Genomic DNA, 23,905 nt, shown 5'->3' with positions numbered 1-23,905 from the left:
ATGAGCTACTCCGTTTTAAATCAAGATGGTGTGCATCTGTGTGACATTCCACGGAATGTCTATCAGTTGATACGTCGCCAGTCCCTGTCAGAGTTGTGGCTTTACTGGGTGCAGATTTTGAATTTGGTTAAGGTGTTAATTGCTTGCGTCGGGAAGATGGTCTTTGTTATGCCAGTCGCATGGTTCTGGGTGCTGTTTTTGTGCAGCATGGTTGCACCAGAGCGAATTTCTGACGTATCAGGACTTTTCTATCCAGATGTGATCGGGTGGGCCGCTGGCGCGGCTATCACCATCATCATTTACTCTGCATTCACACGACCAACAATGTACGGATACCACAACGTATTCAAGCAGCACATCTGCTCAAGAGTAAAGCAAATAACGCCCGAGCTCAGAACAGTCTCGGGGCCACTGTTCTTCTACAGAAACGAAATTGGAACGATATAGAGAGAAACCATGAACGTAACCAAGAAAATTCATCTGCTGGCGCTGGGATTGTTTATGACCGGTACTGCCATCGCTGCACCTGATGTGCTCAATGACGACGCAAAGCTCAAAAACCTTGAGAAAGTTTGCCCTGACTGTGAAATGGTGGCAAAAGATGTGCTCAATCTTCGGGTTCAAAACTGCCAGCTAAAAGATACCTCCAGTGCAATGATGATAGGAACTATGCAAAATGACCCTATGTTTTCGTTTATGCTGGCGGTACACACTGCGGCAGGCTCGGAGGCATACAAAACAGTAGTTGGTGCCGCTGGCAACCATGTTGACTGTGAAAACCCATTGAACTGGATCAAGCTGACCCAGCAAGCAATTAAAGGAGGCAAAGTCTAATGCGTAAGAGAGATTTCTTTTTTGGAGAGGTGTATGAGGGGAGTGGAGGAGCCACTCTACGGCTGAGTGATATGGAGCCATTGGCAAGAAAAGTATCAGCAGAGTTCTTCACCGCACAACTGAACCGTATGTTGAAAGAGCATGACGGTCAGTTGACGCTCAGCGATGGAACGTCGTACCCCAGCTTTTGGAGTTTCATCGACAAGGTTGATACCAAACAGGTTGGCTATGTGGAAATCTATGCTCGTCAAGATGTCAACGATAATGTGAAAGCAACGCTGGCTTGTGACATCGTTTTGGTTAATGGCGTGATCACCGTGAAGCCGCACTGGTGTGCTTACAAGGACATCCGTGCTGACGAAGTGATTTCCACCTTACTGGTGCCTTTGCACTTGAAAGCCCTCCAGGATAAGGCTTACATTCGCTGGGATGATGGTGAAACCGAACCTCTGTTACAAAACGACTACTATCAGGCTGAACTTGAAAATGTGTTTAGTGTTGCCAAGTACCCATCAGCTATGAGCTGGAGCGATACAGCAAACCAGAAGGTTAAGCAGTACAAGATGGACCTTGAGTGCGCCACAGATGTTGGTCGTCGAGGTGTCTCATCAGAGCAAGCATGGGATGCTTATCGAGAACTCCGGCACAATAGAACAATGTGAAACAAGCGGCCATTGGCCGCTTTGAACTTTCACATGTGAAAGTTTTTCGCCTCCCGCTTTTATCATCTCCTCGAATAAACCTCCATAAAGTGCCCAAAATGGGCCGTAACAGCACTGTTCCTAGATTGCTCAATTAAGAGACGATTACATCCGTGATGACGACAAGTTATTTGGAGGGGTTATGTCCGCACAAGCTCACGTCAGAGAAAGCGAAAGCTCATCTGGTTCATTCATCTCCTGGCAGTTCCTTGTATGGCAGGTGATGTTCGTTATAGGTGTTGTTGCAGGGATGAACCTGGAACACGCATTCAATTTTCTAGGTTAATGGGAGGAAGTGTGAACGTTAATAAACAATTTTTCTGGTTTTTGATGAACGCGGTGCTTATGTGCATCTTTATCCTTCCCGTAGCGGTCGCCTTCTGGCTGTCTGCATTTGCGGCAGGGTTTGACTGGAGTCAGTGGGTCAAGTTGACCGCTGATGCTGTCAACGGAGCTGCAAGTGATCCGATTAAGGCTCTGGGTACTGTTCAGACCTACTGGGGTATTTTCAGCTTCTTTTTGCTGGCGGCGTACAGTTTTATGTTCAAGTTTAAAGCCAAGGCCAAAAAGGAACAGGAAGCGCTGGCCGGTATTCGCACTGCCAATGAAATTGGCGTTGCTTCTTCTGAAAAAGATTCAGTTGCAGTTTCTCAGAACTAATAACCGATCCTATGAAAGTAAAAGGGGCAGCTTCGGCTGCCTTTTTTTATTTGTCGCTGGAAGTGCCCGAAAAGGGCGCGAAGCCGTGGCAAAAAATTAGTCCCCTTGAAAGAGAATACAGTCCACTAGGAAAAGAAGAGGGTTGCTATGAAGCCTGTAAAGATACCGCGCCGGGTTGATGAGCCACCGCATCTGCTGTTGTGGAGCGCAGATGAGTTGGCCCCAATGCTTTTGGGGCTAACTATTGGAGTCATCATCGGTAAGGCCTTGATCTGCTTTTTAGGGGGGTTACTTGTAACCAACCTTTATCGACGGTTCAGGGATAACCATCCGGATGGATACCTGCTCCACATGATCTACTGGGCCGGGTTCATTATGACCAAGGCCAAATCTCTCAAGAACCCGTTTGTCCGGAGGTATTTGCCTTGAACTTTAAAAAGTATCTCAAGACCTGGGAAGGGACCCAAACAGAAAATAAGTGGGGTCGAGTCTTTCAGGGTGGTCTCATCGCAATCGTTTTGCTGCTAGTTATCCAAGTTTTCAGCAAGGAAACAATCGTCACTATGCAGCCGTTCACTCTGACCGAAGAAGCCTGGGTGACAAAAAACAACGCCTCCCAGTCGTATAAAGAGGCTTGGGGTTTTGCCTTTGCTCAGTTGCTTGGAAATGTGACTCCCGGAACTGTCGATTTCGTTAAGGAACGGCTTACCCCGCTTCTCTCCCCGAGCATCTATCAAGACGTGATTGATGCCATCGAAATTCAAGCTCAGCAGATCAAGAACGACCGAGTAACCATGAGGTTCGAGCCGAGATTTGTTGAGTATGAGCCCAAGAGCGACAAGGTTTTTGTCTACGGATATTCCTATGTCAAAGGGGCTTCTTCTAACGAGGAACGTAGCGAACGCTCCTACGAGTTCGCTATCAAGATTTCAAACTACGCGCCCGTGCTTGACTACATCGACACCTATGTAGGAAAGCCACGCACCAAAGCTGTTTTGGAGCAACTCCAGCGCAAAGAAGAGAACCGGAGAAAGAATGAAGAACAACGCTAAAATTTCGCTTCTGGCGCTGTCCTTGGCGCTTGGAACATCAATGGCCTATGCCTCGGATGATATTCCTGTTGTCCCGGCAAGCGTTATGAAAAAAGACGTTCCAGCCCCTGTGACGTCGGGACAAAATACCAGTGAAGTAGTGGGCCATGTAAATGAAAACCCCATGCTGACGATGAAGCCCGGTGTAAACCAAATAATCCCTATTGCCATTGGTCATCCCAATCGTGTTGTAACACCTTTCAGTAATCCGGAGATTGTCTCCACTTCCCTGACTGGAGCAAACGAAAACGGTCAATGCGGTGAGGTTTGTATCAAAGAGAACGTGGTCTATGTCGCTACGGATAAACAATACCCTGTGACTATGTTCATTACGGAAAAAGGCTCAGAAGCCCAAGCATTAAGCCTAACGATGGTTCCTCGCCGTATTCCGCCTAGAGAAGTATTTCTCAAACTCGATGGTGGTGTAGGGATCAGTGGGGCATTTGCTAATTCCAAGGCTGAGGCTTGGGAACAGAGTCAGCCTTACGTCGAAACTATCCGCTCTGTGTTCAGGAAAATTGCCATCGGGGAAGTTCCACAGGGTTATACGTTGAACCGTATCCCTGCCGGAGTCGCTGTACCTAGTTGCTCACACCCTGGGATTAAGGTGGATTTCGGAAAAGGGCAATACATGATGGGGCATCACCTGAATGTATTCATCGGTGTAGCACAGAACGTTTCTGAACAGCCTATCGAGTTCAAAGAGGCTCTTTGTGGAAGCTGGGATGTTGCTGCTGTTACTACGTGGCCGCTCAACGTGCTTGAGCCCGGCCAGAAAACGGAACTCTATGTAGCGAAGAAACAAAAGCGTGGAATTGCTCCAACGTCTAAGCGTCCTTCGCTATTAGGAGGTGGTCAATGATCAAACGATTCTGGACTGAGCTAGACCCCCAAAAGAAACGCTGGGTAGCGATTGCTGGTGGCCTATTCGTTCTTTTTGCAGTAGTGACGATGTTCTCTGGTGAGCCGAAGAAGGAAGAAAAACGCGGTAGGCAAGAAACCATCAAACATGTCCTCACAGACAAAAACACCCGTGAGATAGGGATAGATTCGCTGTCTGCCGATGTGAAGATGGTATCTCGTGAGAATTCGGATCTGAAAAAGGAGCTGGATAGAGTCAAGAGAGAGCTGGAGGAAACAAAGGATACTGCCGGTAAATCCAGCGATGTTGGTAGAGAGATTTCTCGCCTACGCCAAGACCTTGATCGCCTGACTCAGAAAAATATGGAGTTGGCTAAGAAGGTTGAAACTGGTGAGGCTGGTGGAAAAACGGCCTCTTCAACAGGTGATGCCAGAGCAGATGTTAATGGTGCATCAGACGGTGAAGGTCAAGGTCAGTTCATGGAGAAAAAGCTGGACTACAAAGATCCGGCATCTTTTTTCCGTGATGCACCACTCCCGGACTCGAAGGGTGGAGCTCCAGCAACAGGTAAAGGTGATGGCCGTGATGCCACTAAGCCAGGCATTCAGATTGTGAGCTACTCACAGAAGGCCCCAGAAGTTGATGTGAAAGACGACAAAGATGATGAGTCCCTCTATCTGCCGTCAGGTTCCATCCTGACAGGTGTACTTATCAACGGTATGGATGCGCCTACTTCCCAGGGTGCCCGACGAGATCCATTCCCTTCAACTCTTCGGATTCAGAAAGAAGCAATATTGCCTAATCGTTTCCGTGCGGATGTCAGAGAGTGTTTCCTGATTGTTTCAGGCTATGGCGACCTTAGTTCTGAACGAGCCTACCTACGCGGTGAAACATTCTCTTGTGTCAGGGAAGACGGTGGGGTGATTGAAGCGAGGCTTGATTCTTATGCGGTTGGTGAGGACGGAAAGGCTGGTGTTCGAGGCCGCGTTGTATCGAAGCAAGGGCAGATTATTGCCAAGAGCTTGATGGCTGGGTTCCTTGGTGGCGTGTCTGAGGCCTTTGATGTCAACCCTGTACCAGTTGTTAACACTAACCCTGGCTCAAATACCCAGTATCAGTCAGTTTTCTCTGATCAGATGTTTCAGGGGGCTGCTGCTAAGGGAGCGAGCAAGGCGCTGGATCGTATCGCTCAATTCTACATCGACATGGCCGAAGGTATCTTCCCGGTCATCGAGGTCGATGCTGGCCGCCAAGTAGACATCATTGTGACAAAAGGCACCAAGTTACAAATTCGTTCCAATGGGGGCAATAAGAAATGAAAAATTTGAACATTTTGACCAGAAAGGGCAGTTCCAGAGGCAAGGCTCAAAAGGAACAGGCAGTAAGATCGGCAAAGATGTTGGGGGTGGGAGCAGTTCTTCTAGTTCTGTCGGGCTGTTCCTCACTCAACATCGGTAGCGATGAGTATAGCTGTCCGGGAATGCCGAGTGGTGTTCAGTGTATGTCAGCGAGAGACGTTTACGCCGCAACAAATGACGGAAATGTCCCTCGCCCAATGAAGCCTGAGGAAGTCGAGGCCAAAGCGGAAGCGGATGGCGGAGGTTCCTCTGACGTTTCAGTGAACTCATCTAACTCCGGGGATTCGGTTATCGACAATTATGTCGCACCACGTCTTCCGGATCGCCCAATTCCAATTCGCACACCCGCGCAGGTTATGCGGATTTGGGTAGCTCCCTGGGAGGACACCAATGGTGATCTCATCGTGACAGGGTATGTCTACACCGAAATCGAACCGCGCAGGTGGGTAATTGGGGATGGCACACCGCAAAGTGAGCCAGTTTTGAGACCGCTGCAAACGGTAACACACGAACCGAAGTCTGAAACAACTAAATAGGAGATGTTCTTAATGAACGTAAATCAGTTGGCGAATGCCTCAAGTAAAAACAAAACACTCTTCCTCTTCATGGGGTTGATGGTCGTAGCCTTCCTGCTTGTGCCTGATCAGGCACACGCTGGTACTGGTGGTACAGCGTTTGATGACGTGTGGGTAACTCTCAAGGATTGGACCCAAGGTACTTTGGGTCGAATCGTTGCGGGTGCGATGATCCTGGTCGGCGTTGTCGGCGGTATCGCTCGCCAGAGTCTCATGGCATTTGCTATGGGTATCGGTGGCGGTATGGGCCTGTACAACTCACCGACCGTTGTGGAATCCATCATGTCTGCCACTCTGGAAAATGCAGAGAAGGTTATCCCGACGGTTGTGCAACTCAGCAATGGCTTGGGTCTGTAAAAGACCCTTCGCCGTTAATGATAGAGTGATATGGGCAGCCTAAAAGCTGCCCTTATTTTTTGGTAAAAAAGTCTAGTCATAACAAATTCTCAACTCTTTCCTCATTTGCTCAAAAAGGGCACTTTCACAGCCCATGTTTATGCACACCATCCCGTAACCTCCGATATTGGGTTCCTGTAACTCAAAACGAATGGAGAATGCGATGATCAATTTTAAGCCTAAACTTCCGGCGTTGCTTGGAGCTCTGGCGGTTATTACCGCTGGTGCTGCTCATGCAGAGTTGCTGGAATATACCTTTAAGGCTCCAGATGGTACTCAACGGTCTCTGCCTCCGAATACCAACTACGCCAACCCGACGGGCAACGTTTCGTTTGCCTTGAGTGCCGGTATCGACCGTAAGGTCAAGATTTCGGTGCTTCGGTCGGATGGAACAGTGGTTTCGACAGCGACCAGCCACCTTCTTGGGGCTACAGATCGTATTACAGTAGGTGGAAAATCCTACTATGGTGCGGAACTTCAACTACCAGCTCCAGTTGGTGGGGCGTACACTGTCAGGGCTGAAATTCTTGCCTCTGATGGTTCTACAGTACAGACGGACGAATACCCTCTTACTGTCGATGTGACGCCGCCAACCTACTCTTCGCTTGCCCCGGTTTATAGTAACTATGGGCAGGTTACTAGCGGTGATGTTTGGAAACTGGGTCTAGGTGGCTCTGAGGATAATGCCTTTTTGCTGTCTGGAATTTCTGATGAGTCACCCATCAAAGGCGTCAAAGCAAAGTTGTATCGTCAAGACGGTTCACTCTACAAAGATGTATCAGTGAACTACGATGACGCTAACGGACAAGCTAGACAGTCTTTCCAATCTGGCTTTTTCCCCGCCTCTGACTTGGATGAAGTGTTTACACTTCAGTTTGAGATAAGCGATAGCGCTGGAAATAGCTATCTTTCGCCTCGTCAAAAAGTGATGTTTGATAGCATAACCAATGCCCCGTCTGCACCTTTTGGTGTTTATGACCCTTCCAGCACAAACAATTTGGGTCCAGGACTATCGGGATTCGTTGCTTATACTGGTGGAATGGCTGTTAAAACCAACCCTATCAGGTTGGCTTGGCGGGTGCCGCGAGATAACTGGCATGAATACCGAGAAGGCGGCATTAATATGGTCAACGCCTTAGGTGAAATGACCAAAGTTGGTGAGGATGGTAACTACGTTTATCTCGTCACAACATCGCCTTTTGGAAATACTGACAACAACTCTTGGCGTTGGGAGAACTTCGGCCAGTGGGGTGGAGGAGGCATTGGTTATTACCTTACTCTAGCTCCATCAGCGCCACAAAGTCCCAAACTTTTGGGGGTGGATTACAACTACAGCGACATCGGGTGGTCAACTATGCACCGCTACTCGGTGAACAGTTCTGTTCTTCCTGTCGCTGTTAGCAGTATCCGTGTCAAAGTTGAACCAAGGCCTTACGTTCAAACTGCCGTTCACAGGGGAAGCTGTGAGATTCCTGTTGGTCAAGATAGCTGCGTGATTGCTAATAGCTTCACAATGGATAAAGGTACAACAGGGTATGTCCACGACAATGCTACGGTCTACAATCCAGATAAGTCCCTTCGGTCAAACTCTCTTTGGGCCGAAGTAAACTGGAACGACCAGCACTACCCTCAGCTAAGTCAGCAGTACGATCAAAGCAGCAAGGTATTTACCTTATTCGTTAACCAGCCAGGACGAGGCGCTTACTTTGATAGGCTGCGTCTGCGAAGTGCTTGGATCGAAGATAGTAAAGGCAACAAGCTGTCCCCGACAGGTGGGTTAATAGCCAACAACTGGCAGAACTACACCTACCAGTGGGATCTAAAAACTCTCCCTGAGGGGCAATACAGTCTTGTTGCCGCAGCAGAGGAAATGCACGGGCCTTTAACTCGGCAACCCATGTTTCAGATCACGTCCGATAGAACTGCACCAACACTGACGATCAGTGTGGCAGATGGGGCAGCTATTCAGACTCTGGACGATGTGGTCATTACCTTGGCTGATGCTGTTGATCCTTCCCCTAAGCTGACCTCTCTTGCCCTCGTCGGAGGCCCGGCCAATGACAAGGTTCAGTTGTCCTGGCGCGAAGAGTCGAAAGGGCGATTCCGCCTTGAGTACCCGGTAATGTTCCCGTCTTTGAAAGAAGGGGAATCTTACTCGCTGACTGTGGCGGGAGAGGACGCCCAAGGCAACGCGGTACAAAAGGCTGTTGGCTTCGAGTACAAGCCTCGTCAGGTGATGTTGGCGGATGGTATGGACGGGAAGGTCATGATTCCTGCTGTCACCCATGAATTTGTTCATGCGGATGGCAAACGGATCATTGAGACTAAACCGCTGACGCTCAGTGATGGTGCTGTCGTGACAGGTTCATATGACGTGTTTGCGACTCTCCGTTCTGATGCACAAGTGCCGCTGGTTGTTAATGGTGTTCGCATCGAGCCGGGCCAGACAATGGGAATCATGAGCCAACATGATTTTGGTGCATCAGGTGGACGCTTGAGTATCCCTGTTAAACCTGCTGTACCAGATGAGGTAGGCTCTTCCAGCCTTCTTGTCATGACTTCTGCGCCGAACTCACCCATCCTGGTTGTAGACATCAATACTTGGAAAGGTGCCGCTAAACTCTCTGCCGAGTCATGGACAATTCGCCAGGTTATTGACCCGGTGAAAATCTATGCCTTACCAGAACTTGGCGTTCCTTGCCGGTTTACTACGAAAGCAGATGTGGCTATGGCCGCAGACCCGATTCGTGATCCGGTATGTTTGCTCCAGTGGGACAGAACTCCGGATGAAGCGGAACAAACGACACAGGACAACAACGGTATGAAGGTTGCTGGACTGGTCGGTCAGGCGGTGAGCATTGGTGAACAACCTGTCGAATATAGCCTGTACCTGTTCAGTGGTGATGGCTCCAAGGTGAAGGTTGGTTCAGGCTCTCAGAACCTGACGGTAACTACAGCCTATGATTCTGTCGGCTACTCACCGATTGATGATATTGCTCAGGTGAATCGCGTCATTGAAGATTTTGATGTGAACTTCAAGCAGAGCAAAGGTCCTGATTGTTCAATCACTCTAAGCGCTGACCGAGCGAAAAACGAGGCTGCGAACAAAGGGGTGGGGAGTACAAGCCGAACCTGTCTGTTTGAGTGGCAGCAGATCCCTGATGGATTGGTCCAAGACCAGTTATCGGAATCGCCTTCGCTGTCTGGCTCATTGGCTGCGAACGGAGATCACCCATTGGGCTGGCGGGTAAGTATTTTTACCCGTAATGGCACTCGGGTGACATTGAACGACCAGACGTTCAATATCGAAGCTGTTGATCCACCAGCTCCGACCGTGGAACTGTCCTCTAAGTACAACTTCAAAGACAACATTTACATGGTGCCAATGACAGGTAATTACCTGGGTGATGCCGTTATCAACTCTGAACGGGCTGATCTGGATATTGCCATCTCGCGCAACTCTGATGTTTTGGAGTCTGAAACCTTCACTCCTGGGTGGGGTGCCACCAACAAGGTGTATCGTCGCATCAACACCGATGAGCGAGCTTTGTGGGAGGAGACTACTTACAAGGTGAATGCTGCGTACAACAAGGTGCCTGATGTAAAAGCGGAGGTTGTCTACCGAGCTATAGCTGCACCTTCTGATAGCATCCGGCCTATCGTTGAGGTTCAAGGTGACACGGCGATTGATACTCAGGCCTTGCCTGTCCGGGTGCTTATCCGTGATCAGTACAAACCTGACGGTGACTATGACGCCAACACGATGGGTGTATGGAAAGTACGTCTGATCCAGCAAAAGGCCTATAACGAGACAGTAGCTCTCACTGATTATGCGGAAGCATCAAATGGTGAAGCTCAGTTCTCGGTGGATCTATCTGGAGTGGATACAACCTCTGTCCGTATTTCGGCTGAGGCTGTTCTGGAAAGCCCTGTTGAGGGGTACAACCGAACTGAATTGTCCATTAGACCCGCTTTCCTGACCGTACTGCGTGGTGGTGCCATCGGTGCTGGAGTAGATGCGCGTAAGCTGTCTGGTGAAGCTCCATTCACAGCAGTGTTCAAGTTGTCTCTTGACGACCGTCAGGACCTTCGGGCTACCGGCCAAGTTGTCTGGGAAACCAGTAAGGATGATGGCAAAACTTGGGAGCAGTTCATCCCAGAAGATCGGTACAAGTACCAGCTTGTGAAGACCTTCGACAAGGGTGAGTACCAGGTACGAGCTAAGGTGGTGAACGTTAACTCGGGAGCTGAGAAGTACACCGAAGTGGTCAGTGTAGTCGCTTATGACAAACCAGATATTGCTGTTGTCGGCCCGACCACGTTGTTTGTGGGTAGTGAAGGTAAGTACACAGCAAACCTGACGTTGAACGATGAGCCGGTCTCTGGGGGCAATGCCGTTGTTGAGTGGTCTACTGACGGTGGCAAAACTTACTCGCAGACGGGTGATAGCATCACGCTTTCAAGTGGTGAAGAAACCCGATACCGCTTGTGGGCTAGGGTGCGCTCCGCCACGGCACCGGCTGATGACGGTTATGCCTATGAGATAGCGAAGACGGCTGTTGACTTCCGATCTGTTAAAGCCCCTCGTCCTTATGTGACTGGGCCGCGAGTCATTGAGACAGGCAAGAAGTACGTGTTCAAAGCTGAAACCAGCCTGCCTTACCGTGGGATGGATGTGAAGCTGAACGGGTTCTTTACACTGCCTAATGGCACGATTGTTCAAGGTGATACCGCCGAGTATGAACCTTCGGAGGCGGACCTCAACCAGGCCACTGTAGAAACGAAGTACACCACCTGGATCGAAGGATACCGAGATCAGGGTGCAGAAGCCTCACACAGCCTGCGCTCCCGCGTGTGGCAGTATGTGTGGCCGAGCTTCGGTATGCAGATCAGGAAGAACGCTGACGTGGCTCCTGCAACGATCACAGCGTCAGTGCGACCAATTGCCTTCAACGGCAAGCTGGAAGAGCCGACCTATGACTGGGAGTTGCCGGAAGGCGCAGTTATTCAGGACAAGCGTCAGGATATAGTCAGGTCCTTTGTTATCAATGAGCCGGGTGAATACAACATCAAGGTGACTGTCCGTGATGCTCGCGGCCATGAGACTGTGATCGAGCAACCGCTCAAGATAGGCCAGGCAGCTCCTTACGCTATCGACCTGCAATACTCTGGCTCGAACAAATACGAGCGTGAGCCTCTGGATGTGCTGTTGCGACCGTACATTTCTGGCGGCCACCCACGCGACCGTATTTCAACTCGTGTCTACTTAATCGACGGAACGCCGTTGGATGGCAGCGGTTACTACGGGAGAGCGACTCTGGGCGCTGGTGAGCACAGCATCAAGCTGAAAATAACCTCTGAGATGGGGCATGAAGCTGAGGGCGAGGTGAACATCAATGTGGCAGAGAACAAGCTACCTGCATGTAGCCTGAGCTCAAGGGAGACTGTTGGCTCGTGGATCGTCTATGCGAACTGCGAAGATACCGATGGTAGAATGAAGTCCTACGAGTGGACCATTGCCGGTGAGTTGCAAAGCATAAGCTCTGATCGCGTCACTATCAGCAAGGGCACCTATGAAGCGATGCCGACTATCTCTTTGGTCGGAGTCGATGATTCTGGTGGCAAATCCGAAGCTGTCACGATGAACTAAGGTTCATTCCTCACAAAGCCCGGCTCAGACCGGGCTTTTTTTTGTATCTCGCTGGAGTTGTCCAAATTGGGCTATTACAGAGGCGAGTCTGTTCCCATCCCCCAGATACACTGCCCAGCATCCAGTAATCCAATTTTAGGGGATAGACATGCGAACAAAATTACTTGGGGCGCTGATGGTGTTCGGGATTATTACCGGCACAGCTCATGCGTCATCGAAATTGGAAATCACCGATCCAAGAGCAGCAAAGATAGAGGACATCGTGAAGCTGCCTATTAAGGGGGTTCGAGCTGTTCAGAGTGACGGACAAATAATGTTCCTTTCCGAAAACGGGCGTTTTGTTATTTCAGGACAAATCTACGACCTTTGGAGCAAAAAACCACTCAACACTATGTCCCAGATGCGCGATGTGGCAGAGCGTATTCACTTCAAGAACATGGGCATGGACGTGGACTCGCTGAACACCCTCTCGATGGGGCACGGTGACAAAGAAGTCGTGATATTTGTCGATCCTCGATGTGCTGTTTGTCACAAGCTCATAGATGAGTCCGAGTCGTTGGCAGATGAGTACACCTTCAAAATCGTCGTAATCCCCGCTCTGGGAGCTGAGTCTAATCGACTCGCCAAGAACTTGTACTGCGCGAAAGACAAGACTCATGCGATCGATGCGCTGATGAATAACACCTTGGGCACACTTTCTTCAAAAGAAAATTGCGACCCCGGTCAGTATGACCAAACGCTGTTGACAGCCCACTTCATTGGGATTGAAGGAGTTCCGTTCGTTGTTGCTCCTGATGGCCGCGTTAGTAAGGGACGCCCAAAGAACATGAAATCATGGTTGGAGAGTGCTGAATGATCGTAACCATTAAAAAGAAACTCCAAGAAACGTTGATCCCGGAGCATTTGCGAGCTGCCGGGATTATTCCTGTTTTGGCCTATGACGAAGACGATCACGTCTTCCTTATGGACGACCACAGCGTTGGTTTTGGCTTCATGTGTGAGCCTCTATGTGGTGCCGATGAAAAAGTTCAAGAGCGGATGAACGGCTTCCTGAACCAAGAATTTCCATCTAAAGCCACGCTCCAGTTTGTTCTGTTCCGATCACCGGACATCAACCAGGAGATGTATCGGATGATGGGGTTACGTGACGGCTTCCGTCACGAGCTTCTGACATCTGTTATTAAGGAAAGAATCAACTTCCTACAGCATCACACTACTGACCGCATATCTGCCAAGACCAACAAAGGCACCTACGACAATGGCCTGATTCAAGATCTCAAGCTGTTTGTTACATGCAAAGTTCCAATCAATAACAACAACCCGAGTGAAAGCGAGCTCCAAAACCTAGCCCAGCTCCGCACGAAGGTCGAGTCGTCACTTCAAACCGTTGGCCTTCGCCCTCGCACCATGACTGCTGTGAACTACATCCGGATCATGAGCACAATCCTGAACTGGGGGCCTGATGCTTCGTGGAGGCATGATGCTGTTGACTGGGAAATGGATAAGCCTATCTGCGAGCAAGTCTTCGATTACGGCACCGATGTAGAAGTCAGTAAGAACGGTCTCAGACTGGGTGATTACCACGCAAAAGTCATGTCAGCGAAGAAACTGCCTGATGTTTTCTACTTCGGTGATGCGTTGACTTATGCAGGTGATCTGAGTGGCGGTAACTCCAGCATCAAAGAAAACTACATGGTCGTGACCAATGTGTTCTTCCCCGAGGCAGAGAGTACGAAAAACACTCTGGAGCGTAAGCGCCAATTCACAGTAAACCAAGCCTACGGCCCTATGCTCAAGTTCGTGCCGGTGCTTGCTGATAAAAAGGAGAGTTTCGACACTCTTTATGAGTCTATGAAAGAGGGAGCTAAGCCCGTCAAGATCTCTTACTCGGTGGTCTTGTTTGCTCCGACCAAAGAGCGTGTTGAAGCTGCGGCGATGGCCGCACGAAACATTTGGCGTGAATCTCGATTCGAGCTGATGGAGGATAAGTTCGTTGCTCTGCCGATGTTCCTCAACTGTCTGCCATTCTGCACCGACCGTGACGCGGTAAGAGATCTATTTCGCTATAAGACCATGACAACCGAGCAGGCCGCTGTAGTGTTGCCGGTTTTTGGTGAGTGGAAGGGAACTGGGACCTACCATGCTGCGCTGATTTCGCGCAACGGCCAGCTCATGAGTTTGTCTCTTCACGACAGTAACACGAACAAAAACCTGGTTATTGCTGCTGAATCTGGCTCGGGTAAATCGTTCCTTACCAACGAACTCATATTCTCCTACCTGTCTGAGGGAGCCCAGGTTTGGGTTATTGATGCCGGTAAGTCTTACCAGAAACTTTCGGAAATGCTCAATGGTGACTTTGTTCACTTTGAAGAAGGGACGCACGTTTGTCTTAACCCGTTCGAGCTCATACAAAATTATGAAGACGAAGAGGACGCGATTGTCAGCCTAGTTTGTGCGATGGCCTCAGCGAAAGGCCTATTGGATGAGTGGCAGATCTCTGCGTTGAAGCAGGTTCTTTCTCGTCTTTGGGATGAGAAAGGCAAAGAGATGAAGGTTGACGACATCGCTGAGCGCTGTCTCGAAGGTGAAGATATGCGACTAAGAGACATTGGTCAGCAGCTCTACGCCTTTACGTCTCAGGGCAGCTACGGCAAGTATTTCTCTCGTAAGAACAACGTCAGCTTCCAGAATCAATTCACTGTACTGGAGCTCGATGAGCTGCAAGGGCGTAAACACCTCCGTCAGGTTGTGCTACTCCAGCTTATCTATCAGATCCAACAGGAAGTATTCCTTGGTGAACGTAATCGCAAGAAGGTCGTCATCGTGGATGAAGCATGGGATCTGCTCAAAGAAGGTGAAGTATCTACGTTTATGGAACACGCCTACCGGAAATTCCGTAAGTATGGCGGTTCAGTTGTTATTGCAACCCAGTCTATCAACGACCTTTATGAAAACGCTGTTGGCCGCGCCATCGCAGAAAACTCGGCCAGCATGTACCTGCTCGGCCAAACCGAAGAAACCGTGGAATCCGTTAAGCGTAGCGGTCGTCTGACCCTTTCTGAGGGCGGGTTCCACACCCTCAAGACGGTACACACCATTCAGGGCGTGTACTCAGAAATCTTTATTAAATCGAAGAGTGGTATGGGGGTAGGACGCTTGATAGTGGGCGACTTCCAGAAGCTGCTGTATTCGACAGATCCGGTGGACGTTAACGCCATCGACCAGTTTGTGAAACAAGGCATGAGCATCCCTGAGGCTATCAAAGCCGTGATGCGAAACCGTAAACAGGCTGCATAACCAGGGAGACATTAATGGACATTAAATCAATCGTAATCGCTGCCGTTCTTGGTGCCGCTGGTGGCTTTGGCGGTAGTTACTTCGTAATGAACGAACAAACGGCAAGTATCCATGAGCGCTTAAATCAAACTCCGCCTGTAGTCGTGGTCGATTTTGCCAAGGTTGCGTCTGCATATCCTGCTGGAGCTTCTCAAGAGGAGTTGGAAAAACTGATGGTTAATACCAATAACGCGATTTTGAAGCTGAAAGACGCAGGGTATTTGGTGCTTGATGCAAGCACTGTTGTCGGTGCGCCAAACGATTTGTATCTCCCAGAGGAGGTGCTGAAATGAGATTTCATCTCACTAAATATTTCGTCAAAAAGGAGTCCTGGAAGCGCTTCGCTGTTAAGGCTGGAGTGACTCTTCTTATTTTGTGGGCTGCTGGTGCAGCTTTTGCCAGTCGCTACCGAATCGGCATTGATCCACAGCAAGAGAAATGCCTGCCTGGTTATACCTTCTTCCTCATTGATCTCAAAGACCAGTCATTGGAGAAAGGGGCTGTGTACGCCTTTAGTGCGAAGAACATGGAGCCTTTTTATAAGGACGGGACCCGCATGGTCAAAATCCTAACAGGGATGCCGGGGGACAAGGTGGAGATCAACGATAAATGGAAGATCACCGTCAACGGTGATGTCGTTGGAGAAGGACTCCAGCTTGCAGGAAAACTGCATTTGCCAGAGAGCCATTTTTACGGCAAATCCACGTTGAAAGATGACAACTACTGGTTTATGGGCAAAAGCTCATTCAGTTTCGACTCACGCTATTGGGGGACTGTGAAAAATGATCAAATCATTGGCCGCGCATATCCCCTGTTCTAAGACCGTTTTAACGGTATTGATGCTTTCTGTAGCTGGTGGGGGAGTCGCTCAAGAATCCCCGCTTACAGAGCAGGACAGGGAGCTTATTGAGCAAGGAAAACAGATAGCCGAAAGAGCTCAGAAGATGGAAATGCCGTCTTTGTTGCAAAACCAACACATGGACCAGGCTCAGGCCGAAGCCAAGACGTTTTTCAAGCAGCTCCAGTCTACCAACCAGACACTAAAGGAAATGCAGCTCAAGCAGGCCGAGAAAGGTATCTATACCGATCATCGGATACTGGTTTTCGCTTCACTTTCTCTTGGCGAACAGGGGCTAGATGATGTCTTAACGGCAGTGTCAGGTCAGCCTGATGCTGTGGTTGTATTCCGTGGTATTCCGGAGGGGATGAACTTGGGGCAGGGGGTAAAGGCTATTCAGGCGCTGGCGGCCAAGAAAGACCCTGTGCCGAACATCATCATCAATCCTACATTGTTCAAAACGTACAAAATTACAGCCGTCCCGACGATTGTTATGATCGAAGATGAACCGTTGCCGGGAGAGCAGCCAAATGTTGTTGCCCAAGTGTCTGGTTTGTCCGATCCGGTATGGCTTGCTCGTGAAGTTGATAACGGCGAGAAGGGTGATCTTGGTGTCAGGGGGCCAGTAGAGAAGATAGGTGAACCTGATCTTATTGATGTTGCCAAGAAACGCCTTGCCAATATTGACTGGGAAGATAAGAAGAAACAGGCTGCTGAGCGATTTTGGACCAAACAGAACTTCAATGAGCTGCCCAGAGCGTCTAAAGCTCGAACCAGAGAGATTGACCCCAGTGTGATGATCACCAGTGACATTAGCACTCCTGATGGCACCGTGTTTGCTCATGCTGGTGATGTGATCAACCCGCTGTGCGACCCGAAAGAAGTTTGCAAGCCAGGAACTCGTACATTCACCCAGGCTGTTGTGGTTTTCGACCCATTAGATAAAAAGCAAATGGAGCTGCTCGCCAAAAAACTGCCTGAAATTAACCGGGAGCCTGGCGTACAGAGGATCACATACATCGCTACTTCGTTCGATAAAGACAAAGGCTGGGATTCTTACAAGAGTGTCACCGACAACTTTGATGCACCGGTATATCTACTAACTCCTGATCTGATTACTCGTTTCGAGCTGGAGCATACTCCGAGCGTGATTACCTCCAGAGGCAAGATGTTCGTAGTCCGCGAGCTGGCCGAGGAGGGCGATGAATGATTTTTGCCCCGGCTTTCCAACCAATCAAAGATGTCGGCACTGGTTCGTTTGTCGCTGCTGAGGTATTGGCTCGCTGGTACGACGAAGGCCGGGTTCTTACGCCATCCAGTCTGTTATCTCAACCTCATTGGGGGCTGGTGGACATGGAAGTGGCAAGGTTCATCCAGAAAAACCTGCATCAATGCTTGGATTTATATCCGACGCTTTTTCTTAACGTCTCAGAGCACACTTTGCGCTCTGATGTCATTTTCAAAGCATGGACAAGGGTTATTCATGCCATAGCGCAAAACCACTCGGGCCGTTTTGTGATTGAGATTACAGAGGGCATTCAGGATGCGTCACTTGCATCCAGATGGGATGCGTTGATCGAAACTGGAGTTGAATTAGCCCTTGATGATTATGGAGATAAACACTCATCTCTGGAGCGTTTGAGTGGTTATCCCTGGCGTTACTGTAAGTTTGACGCGAGAAGGCTTCGCTCTCTCGAAGATTACCCAGCTATTGTCCATTGCCGAAGGAAAGGTATTCAGTTAATTGCTGAACAAGTAGAAACCTTTCCTTTAGGCGAGAGCGCCAAATTACTTGGATTGTCATGGCAGCAAGGTTTCTTTCATGGAAAGCCTGCTGTTATGGATAAACATTTGAATAACGTAAAGGCCTTACCATGATAAAAAAAATACTACGAATCATGACCGTAAGCGCGGTCTTTTGGGTTAACTCGGTGTCGGCTGACCCTGGGTGCCAGAATGCAGAAGTTATCGGCGGTAAGCTGATCACAGACATTTGCTGGAGCTGTATTTTCCCCATCAAAGTAGCTGGGGTTCCTATAAGTGGAGGTGGCGGCTCGTTCCCAAGTGAGGCCGTTAGCAACCCTCTGTGCATGTGCGAGGATAATCTCGGAGTTCCTCGGCCAGGTGTTACCACTTCAATGTGGGAGCCAGCCCGGCTGGTTGAGTTTCAGCGAGTACCAGGATGCTCATCTGTCTTGAATGGTGTCAGGTTCCCGTTTGATAGGACTAACCAAGGACACCACGGCATGGGCGACATGGATGGTGGTGATGGTTCTTTTATGCACTATCACTACTATGCGTTTCCTTTGTTAGTGATGCTCGATTTGTTCATTAAGCAAACCTGTAATGCTGATGGGTATATGGACCTCGACATCATGTACATGTCTGAGCTTGACCCTACTTGGAATAATGACGAGCTCGCCTTTTTCACCAACCCAGAAGCTGCGGCAGTGGCAAACCCAATTGCGGCGGCTGCGTGTACAGCGGATGCTATCTCATCAACAGCAGGAAAGCCTTTAAAACAGCTTTTCTGGTGTGCAGGATCATGGGGCACTTTGTATCCGTTTAGTGGCAATCAGAACGGTGGGAAAGGTGTTATCCGTGATAGCAGTCTTCTTAGCACCAGAGTTTTGGCCGCATTGCATCGCCGTGGTCTGGCATGGAAAACAATGGGGTCTGAGGCAATGTGCAGAGGTGTTATCAGTCCAACACTTCCCAAAACGCAGTACAAATTCACGCTATTACATCCGGTTCCAGAGACCAATTCATCTCACGTCATTGGTGAATCCACTCTTACCTGGGGGCTGGCGCGTACTATACCGGCAATTGGGCAAGACCCTATTTACACCATCTGGCGATGGAATGATTGCTGCAACAATTAATCAGCACCAAATGAATCTGAATGGGCGTTTTCGATTATGCCCCAAAAGGGCCACTACACGTACAGGTGGCCCTTCTCTTCTCAGATAGCATGGGAAGGTTAAAATGGAGAACACAATGCGAAGTCATAATTACTTTATGAGAGCTGTGGCCTCGCTGTTGACAGTAACCATGTCTGCGCTGCCGATACATACCTATGCTAACGGTAGCCAAGACCAGGACATCACAGCGGTAGGTAAAGAGGCCCAGGCTTTCGGACAAAACCTCTCAAACTCATTCAAGTCGAGCTCGGGGACTGTGCAAAATGGCACAATCTCTATGCCCACGTTGAAAGATGGTCAGTTCCAAATGAATGGGGGGAGCCAGATTAATGTCAATGATCTGTTCCCAGGAACAAGCGGTACTAACAATAAACCGGACAGTTATTATTTCCCTGATGCCAACAAACCTGACGTTGGAGGTCTGCAAGGCATTTACGAGTCAGGCGATGACATGGACAGCGTGGGGAATAATGCCAAGGGGTCACTCTGGAGTGATGCCAATAGTGCAAACCCATCAATCTCAGGGGCTGCATATAAGGTTCTTCTCGATGCCTCTAATCGTTCACGTCCTGATTTTAGTAATGACCCGGTACTGAACCTAAGCAAAAAGACCTATGAGGACATGGACCTCATAGCAGATGGCTTTGGTGATTGTTCTGCCGAAACAACTATTAATCAGAATACCATCAACGCGCATATTCCAGAGTATGAGCGATGCCAGCGTGTTGTAGATCAAAGCGCGGACTGTGAGGTTGTCCATGACTACGACGCCTCAGTTGTGAAGCACTATGATGGCCCATATAACCTCAAATCTTGTGGAGAAGGCTGTACTGAGTTGTGGATTGGCCGAGTGGGTGACAACTACTGGAGTGGCAACTGTACGATCTATGAGGAATACACGCGGGTACAAGTCAGTAATCCAGACGCCATAGTGTCTGCAACGCTTGAGTACGCCAAGTGGGATGACTACATGCAAGTTTGGGTTGGTAAATCCGGTCAGGAAACTAAAGTGTGGTCAGGCCCTGATGGCAACTTCCCTCCAGAAACTGCTGGTCGATGCGAATTGTCAACAAGTTGGGAGCGTAACCCTAATGTCGATGTCACCCCCTATTTCAAGAATGTGAAAGATGGTGATGTTGTTACGTTTAAGATCCGCGTTTCAGTAAGTGGCGAAGGTGAGGGCTTTGGCCGCATAAAGCTACGCTATGACCCATCAAAAGCCATTACCAAGGATGAGTGGGCTCCACAGAGCTGCATGGATTCAGCCAAAGGGGTTGTAGATGGTTTTGCGGAAGGCGAGATCACTTGTATAGATGACCCGACTGATGCTACAGGCTGCACAGTCATCAACGGGATCAAAGTTTGCGAATCCCAACTCAAACCGTCACCTTTGCCTGGTATTCCAAAACTATGTAAAAAGGTTCGAGTTAAAGCCGACTATGACTTCTATAAGGGTCAAATGGACTGCTGGACTGACCCTCAAGGTGAAACACACTGTCCGGTAAACACTGGCGGGAACCTTAATAGTTGTCAGAAGTATGAAGAAAACCCACAGTGCGGCTTTATCAGTTCCAAATGTGTTGATGGAGCTAAGGGGAGCTCTGGAACCTGCTACGTCCACGAGGATACCTATGACTGCGGAACGGATGTTTCTGTTCCAACCTTAGAAAAGGAAACAGAGTATCAATGTGGTGGGCCTATACGTTGTATGGGCGACGACTGTCTTGATTTGACAAAAACACAAAGTACAGATTTCGCTCGTGCTACTGCATTGCTTAATGCGGCCCAGTTTATGACTCAGGATATGAGCTGCACAGGCCAAGACGGTGATGACAATCCAACCGGGGAAGAAAACGTTATTTGTTCAGCATTTGCGGGAGAGGCTGGCGAGTGCAAAATAGCTGTTGGAGGTGTTTCAGATTGCTGTGAAAAGCCAACCAATATATCTCTTGCTGATTACTTGAACCTAATAATGGCTGTTCCAAAACTCGATGGGGCAGTAATGGGTTTGACTGATGGTAATGCGCTTAAAGGGGCTTATCAGGTTCTTAGGGAGCCAGCACTTCAAGGGTGGACAGAAGTCACAAAACCGTTCACAAGTTACATAGAGAACGTCTCTGGTGCGGTTGATTCGTTCTTTCAGCCTGTAGAGCAGTTTGTTGACCAGCTCATTGACCAGCTCAAAGAGCAAGTCAAAGAAGTGATGATGGATGTCATGAAATCAGCAGGTCAGGATGCAGCAACTGAGCAAGCTGCTGCTGCCGCATCCGAACAGGCAGCCGAAGCGATGATGGAGTCGGCAACGACATGGCTTAGTACCGCTATGACGATATATACCGTCTATGTTGTTGCAATGGTGATGATCCAAATGATTTATGCTTGTGAGGAAGAAGAGTTCACAATGAACGCCAAAAGAGCGCTAAAAAACTGCTCTTATGTGGGTTCTTACTGTAAGTCTAAGGTGTTAGGAGCTTGTATTGAAAAGAGAGAAGCATACTGCTGCTTCAATTCTCCACTCTCTCGTATTATACAAGAACAAGTTCGTCCGCAATTGGGCCAAAGCTTTGGAGACCCGAAAAACCCGCAGTGTGAAGGTATTCCACTAGATAAAATTGCCGAAATTGATTGGAGTAAAATTAATTTGGATGAGTGGCTTGGGATATTGCAGCAGAACGGTAAGTTCCCAGATCCAAACGCAATCAATCTCGATTCGCTGACAGGCGCTGGAAACGACTTTAATGTTGACGGTACGCGAAAGAATGCTCAGGAAAGGGCGTTAGAGCGTTTAGAGGGGATCGACATAGATGCGAAGCGTAAAGAGGCGACAAATAGTATAGACCCTCAAACTGGAGCTCCGACAAGTGGCGGAGGAGGGGGATAAAAAAGGGGCCGAAAGGCCCCTTTTTTATGTCGATTGATTACGCTTCCGGGTAAACAAATAGCTCTGCTTTTCCCTGTTCAAGGAGGTAAGGGAATGCAACTTTTTCGCCATTCTCCAGCTCCACTGATTTCGGGGCAAGGTAGAGGTAGGTCCAAGCCGGTAGCTGCTTGCTGATGGCTGCATAGATCGCCTGTTGAGGGGCGTGGCTGGTGGTTCCATTACCGACATTCACAAAGTTGTAAGCGGTCTCATGACCTGATGTAAACGCATAAGCCGCACCTTGGACACTAGAGACAAAATCAGGAGCTACACCGAGGCGAGGCTCAACGAGCTTCACCTTGACTGAACACATGTCAGCCACTTTGCTTTGTCCGTTCACCCACGTCGAGCAACCCCATTCGTTTTTGTAGAACTGATAGGTGAGGCGGCCATCTTTGTCATACAGAAGCGTGAAATCGGCACCCAAGTCGGTCAGCGCTGACTCGATGGAAACTTTCACATGTGAAAGAAATTTGGCTTGAGCATCTACCGGTGAATTGGCTTCTTTTGCTGGCATCCATGCAACCAAGCTGTTACGGGCGCCATGCTGTTTAGGGCCAATAGCCCAATTCGCAAGGTTCACTAAGCCACCTTGCCAGTTTGTCATTCCAAGCTGAGGTGAGGTGTAACCAGATAGCACGTAAGCTGCACCAAACGTCTTTGTGTCAGTAAGACGCTCCAGCTTATCACGAGGAACAGAAGCGTCCTGGATACCAGTGACCAGACCACCAGCCTCTGCAATGTTGTAGGCGCGACTGTGGTTGGCTTTATAAGCTGAGGGTTCGTAGTTACTGCTGGTAGATGCACAGCCAGACAGAGTTGCTACAGCCAAAGCTACGGTTGTGATTAATGTTTTGTTCATGTTGTTCTCCGTTTTGCCTGAGTTGAATCTGATTTACTTCGATAATATCACGGCATCATAAAATGCAACCATAAAAGACAAAAAAAAGCCCCTCAGGTGAGGGGCAAAGGTTTGGGCTGGGTTATGCTGCTTTCGTTTTTTCGGCTTCGTCTGCGATTTCTTTGTCGCCAGTTTCAGATTCAGGAGCTGCTTGTGCCACTTCACCTTCTTTACCTTTGGTGTGTGCTGAAATACGAGCTCGTTTCTCGATGCCGATGATGCGACCTGCCAGTTTGATGAGGCGCTGTTGCCACTGATAGGTAGCGTCAGTGCGCTGCTTGCTGGTCAGAACGGTGTTTAACCAGAGTGTATCAACGATCCCCATCAGTTTGTCCAGCTTGCGGATCAGATGCGCGAACTGGGCAACTTGGGGAGAGTTAATCTCGATGGTGTATTCGTTCGGGTTGGTATAGCCCGGCATCATGTCGATGCCGTTATCTTCCATCAGTTTGTTAAGTTGGGCGGTGGCTTTGTCCAGATCTTCGGAGACCTTGGAGATTTGTTCCAGGATGACAGTTTCAACCTGGTCGATTTCATCCTGCTCACCGATGATACGAAGGATAACGTCGATGGAGAACAGAGAGTTGGAAACTCGCTCAAAGCTGCGCTCCATGACTCGCTGAGCCTGGAGGCTATTCACTTTCAATACTTGTTTGAAAATAGGGCGAGAGTAGTGGTTGCTACGGTCGCTGTTTGTGTCCACTGCTGCTTGTGCTTCTGCCATTAGAGATACTCCTAGATTTGAGGTACAGATAAACGCACTGGAAAGGATAAATGCGGTCAATCTGTAACCTGACATCCCAAAGTGCCCAAAATGGACAGTTACAGCGTTTTCTCTTGAGCAAAGGTGAGTTATATTTGA

21 protein-coding genes are annotated in these 23,905 nt (G+C 49.1%); 19 read left to right on the top strand and 2 right to left on the bottom strand.

The genetic code is table 11. The annotated features are described in order from the left end of the window. The 19 genes from CXF88_RS16220 to traN all read left to right on the top strand — a co-directional run bounded on the left by CXF88_RS16220 (position 1) and on the right by traN (position 22,103). Positions 1-447: a hypothetical protein gene (locus CXF88_RS16220; RefSeq protein WP_071681752.1), complete on the top strand. Its 447-nt coding sequence runs from the start codon at positions 1-3 to the stop codon at positions 445-447. Positions 448-456: 9 nt separating this feature from the next. Beyond that, the gene (locus CXF88_RS16215) at positions 457-834 is read left to right on the top strand and encodes a hypothetical protein (protein ID WP_013141541.1); all 378 of its coding nucleotides are present in this window, start codon (positions 457-459) and stop codon (positions 832-834) included. Further along, on the top strand, positions 834-1,496 hold the full coding sequence (locus tag CXF88_RS16210; RefSeq protein WP_101087657.1) for a hypothetical protein: 663 nt from the start codon (positions 834-836) through the stop codon (positions 1,494-1,496). Before CXF88_RS16215 ends, CXF88_RS16210 begins: the two co-directional genes overlap by 1 nt. Before the next feature lie 336 nt (positions 1,497-1,832). Beyond that, positions 1,833-2,195, top strand: a complete 363-nt coding sequence (locus tag CXF88_RS16205; RefSeq protein ID WP_231897578.1) for a hypothetical protein — start codon at positions 1,833-1,835, stop codon at positions 2,193-2,195. Positions 2,196-2,342: 147 nt separating this feature from the next. Beyond that, positions 2,343-2,624, top strand: a complete 282-nt coding sequence (traL, locus tag CXF88_RS16200) for a type IV conjugative transfer system protein TraL (protein ID WP_000805625.1) — start codon at positions 2,343-2,345, stop codon at positions 2,622-2,624. Beyond that, complete coding sequence (locus CXF88_RS16195; protein WP_022635539.1) at positions 2,621-3,247, top strand: TraE/TraK family type IV conjugative transfer system protein; 627 nt, start codon at positions 2,621-2,623, stop codon at positions 3,245-3,247. Before traL ends, CXF88_RS16195 begins: the two co-directional genes overlap by 4 nt. After that, on the top strand, positions 3,231-4,148 hold the full coding sequence (locus CXF88_RS16190; RefSeq protein ID WP_022635540.1) for a type-F conjugative transfer system secretin TraK: 918 nt from the start codon (positions 3,231-3,233) through the stop codon (positions 4,146-4,148). The genes CXF88_RS16195 and CXF88_RS16190 overlap by 17 nt, the downstream gene beginning before the upstream one ends. Continuing rightward, on the top strand, positions 4,148-5,467 hold the full coding sequence (locus CXF88_RS16185; RefSeq protein WP_071681777.1) for a TraB/VirB10 family protein: 1,320 nt from the start codon (positions 4,148-4,150) through the stop codon (positions 5,465-5,467). The genes CXF88_RS16190 and CXF88_RS16185 overlap by 1 nt, the downstream gene beginning before the upstream one ends. Continuing rightward, positions 5,464-6,042, top strand: coding sequence for a type IV conjugative transfer system lipoprotein TraV (gene traV, locus CXF88_RS16180; protein ID WP_010845916.1), 579 nt, complete (start codon positions 5,464-5,466; stop codon positions 6,040-6,042). Before CXF88_RS16185 ends, traV begins: the two co-directional genes overlap by 4 nt. 12 nt (positions 6,043-6,054) lie before the next feature. Then, a complete protein-coding gene (gene traA / locus CXF88_RS16175) occupies positions 6,055-6,438 on the top strand; it encodes a TraA family conjugative transfer protein (RefSeq protein WP_089140452.1) in 384 nt (127 codons plus the stop codon). Between the two features lie 202 nt (positions 6,439-6,640). Next, positions 6,641-12,127: an Ig-like domain-containing protein gene (locus tag CXF88_RS16170; protein WP_071681748.1), complete on the top strand. Its 5,487-nt coding sequence runs from the start codon at positions 6,641-6,643 to the stop codon at positions 12,125-12,127. A gap of 148 nt (positions 12,128-12,275) precedes the next feature. Next, on the top strand, positions 12,276-12,983 hold the full coding sequence (locus CXF88_RS16165) for a DsbC family protein (protein ID WP_022635544.1): 708 nt from the start codon (positions 12,276-12,278) through the stop codon (positions 12,981-12,983). Further along, positions 12,980-15,424: a type IV secretion system protein TraC gene (traC, locus tag CXF88_RS16160; protein WP_022635545.1), complete on the top strand. Its 2,445-nt coding sequence runs from the start codon at positions 12,980-12,982 to the stop codon at positions 15,422-15,424. The genes CXF88_RS16165 and traC overlap by 4 nt, the downstream gene beginning before the upstream one ends. A 14-nt stretch (positions 15,425-15,438) precedes the next feature. After that, positions 15,439-15,756 carry a hypothetical protein gene (locus tag CXF88_RS16155; protein ID WP_013141553.1) on the top strand — a complete coding sequence of 106 codons (318 nt, stop codon included), beginning with the start codon at positions 15,439-15,441 and terminating at the stop codon, positions 15,754-15,756. Continuing rightward, a complete protein-coding gene (locus CXF88_RS16150) occupies positions 15,753-16,283 on the top strand; it encodes a S26 family signal peptidase (protein WP_022635546.1) in 531 nt (176 codons plus the stop codon). The genes CXF88_RS16155 and CXF88_RS16150 overlap by 4 nt, the downstream gene beginning before the upstream one ends. After that, positions 16,246-17,511 carry a TrbC family F-type conjugative pilus assembly protein gene (locus CXF88_RS16145; protein ID WP_071681746.1) on the top strand — a complete coding sequence of 422 codons (1,266 nt, stop codon included), beginning with the start codon at positions 16,246-16,248 and terminating at the stop codon, positions 17,509-17,511. The genes CXF88_RS16150 and CXF88_RS16145 overlap by 38 nt, the downstream gene beginning before the upstream one ends. Continuing rightward, positions 17,508-18,179 (top strand): EAL domain-containing protein, encoded by a 672-nt coding sequence (locus tag CXF88_RS16140; protein WP_071681744.1) that lies wholly within the window; start codon positions 17,508-17,510, stop codon positions 18,177-18,179. The genes CXF88_RS16145 and CXF88_RS16140 overlap by 4 nt, the downstream gene beginning before the upstream one ends. 20 nt (positions 18,180-18,199) lie before the next feature. Continuing rightward, positions 18,200-19,183, top strand: coding sequence for a TraU family protein (locus CXF88_RS16135; protein WP_231398180.1), 984 nt, complete (start codon positions 18,200-18,202; stop codon positions 19,181-19,183). A 115-nt stretch (positions 19,184-19,298) separates the two neighbouring features. Further along, the gene (gene traN, locus CXF88_RS16130; RefSeq protein ID WP_071681742.1) at positions 19,299-22,103 is read left to right on the top strand and encodes a conjugal transfer mating pair stabilization protein TraN; all 2,805 of its coding nucleotides are present in this window, start codon (positions 19,299-19,301) and stop codon (positions 22,101-22,103) included. A gap of 37 nt (positions 22,104-22,140) precedes the next feature. Here the strand turns inward: traN and CXF88_RS16125 are convergent, their stop codons facing one another. Beyond that, a complete protein-coding gene (locus CXF88_RS16125; protein WP_022635550.1) occupies positions 22,141-23,004 on the bottom strand; it encodes a hypothetical protein in 864 nt (287 codons plus the stop codon). A 121-nt stretch (positions 23,005-23,125) separates the two neighbouring features. Then, positions 23,126-23,767 (bottom strand): hypothetical protein, encoded by a 642-nt coding sequence (locus CXF88_RS16120; protein WP_071681740.1) that lies wholly within the window; start codon positions 23,765-23,767, stop codon positions 23,126-23,128. Between the last annotated feature and the right edge of the window lie 138 nt (positions 23,768-23,905).

Source organism: Shewanella sp. ALD9 (assembly GCF_002836315.1).
Taxonomy (GTDB): domain Bacteria; phylum Pseudomonadota; class Gammaproteobacteria; order Enterobacterales; family Shewanellaceae; genus Shewanella.
Note: the sequence above shows the minus strand (reverse complement) of the source record. Positions and strands in the feature narration are given on the sequence as shown.

Excerpts from the sequence above, each read along its gene's own strand:
- traL (WP_000805625.1), top strand. The coding sequence starts at position 2,343 with ATGAAGCCTGTAAAGATACCGCGCCGGGTTGATGAGCCACCGCATCTG.
- CXF88_RS16145 (WP_071681746.1), top strand. The coding sequence starts at position 16,246 with ATGATCAAATCATTGGCCGCGCATATCCCCTGTTCTAAGACCGTTTTA.
- CXF88_RS16190 (WP_022635540.1), top strand. The coding sequence starts at position 3,231 with ATGAAGAACAACGCTAAAATTTCGCTTCTGGCGCTGTCCTTGGCGCTT.
- traC (WP_022635545.1), top strand. The coding sequence starts at position 12,980 with ATGATCGTAACCATTAAAAAGAAACTCCAAGAAACGTTGATCCCGGAG.
- CXF88_RS16155 (WP_013141553.1), top strand. The coding sequence starts at position 15,439 with ATGGACATTAAATCAATCGTAATCGCTGCCGTTCTTGGTGCCGCTGGT.
- CXF88_RS16140 (WP_071681744.1), top strand. The coding sequence starts at position 17,508 with ATGATTTTTGCCCCGGCTTTCCAACCAATCAAAGATGTCGGCACTGGT.
- CXF88_RS16165 (WP_022635544.1), top strand. The coding sequence starts at position 12,276 with ATGCGAACAAAATTACTTGGGGCGCTGATGGTGTTCGGGATTATTACC.
- CXF88_RS16170 (WP_071681748.1), top strand. The coding sequence starts at position 6,641 with ATGATCAATTTTAAGCCTAAACTTCCGGCGTTGCTTGGAGCTCTGGCG.
- CXF88_RS16220 (WP_071681752.1), top strand. The coding sequence starts at position 1 with ATGAGCTACTCCGTTTTAAATCAAGATGGTGTGCATCTGTGTGACATT.
- CXF88_RS16120 (WP_071681740.1), bottom strand. The coding sequence starts at position 23,767 with ATGGCAGAAGCACAAGCAGCAGTGGACACAAACAGCGACCGTAGCAAC.
- traV (WP_010845916.1), top strand. The coding sequence starts at position 5,464 with ATGAAAAATTTGAACATTTTGACCAGAAAGGGCAGTTCCAGAGGCAAG.
- traN (WP_071681742.1), top strand. The coding sequence starts at position 19,299 with ATGCGAAGTCATAATTACTTTATGAGAGCTGTGGCCTCGCTGTTGACA.
- CXF88_RS16125 (WP_022635550.1), bottom strand. The coding sequence starts at position 23,004 with ATGAACAAAACATTAATCACAACCGTAGCTTTGGCTGTAGCAACTCTG.
- CXF88_RS16215 (WP_013141541.1), top strand. The coding sequence starts at position 457 with ATGAACGTAACCAAGAAAATTCATCTGCTGGCGCTGGGATTGTTTATG.
- CXF88_RS16150 (WP_022635546.1), top strand. The coding sequence starts at position 15,753 with ATGAGATTTCATCTCACTAAATATTTCGTCAAAAAGGAGTCCTGGAAG.
- CXF88_RS16135 (WP_231398180.1), top strand. The coding sequence starts at position 18,200 with ATGACCGTAAGCGCGGTCTTTTGGGTTAACTCGGTGTCGGCTGACCCT.
- traA (WP_089140452.1), top strand. The coding sequence starts at position 6,055 with ATGAACGTAAATCAGTTGGCGAATGCCTCAAGTAAAAACAAAACACTC.
- CXF88_RS16210 (WP_101087657.1), top strand. The coding sequence starts at position 834 with ATGCGTAAGAGAGATTTCTTTTTTGGAGAGGTGTATGAGGGGAGTGGA.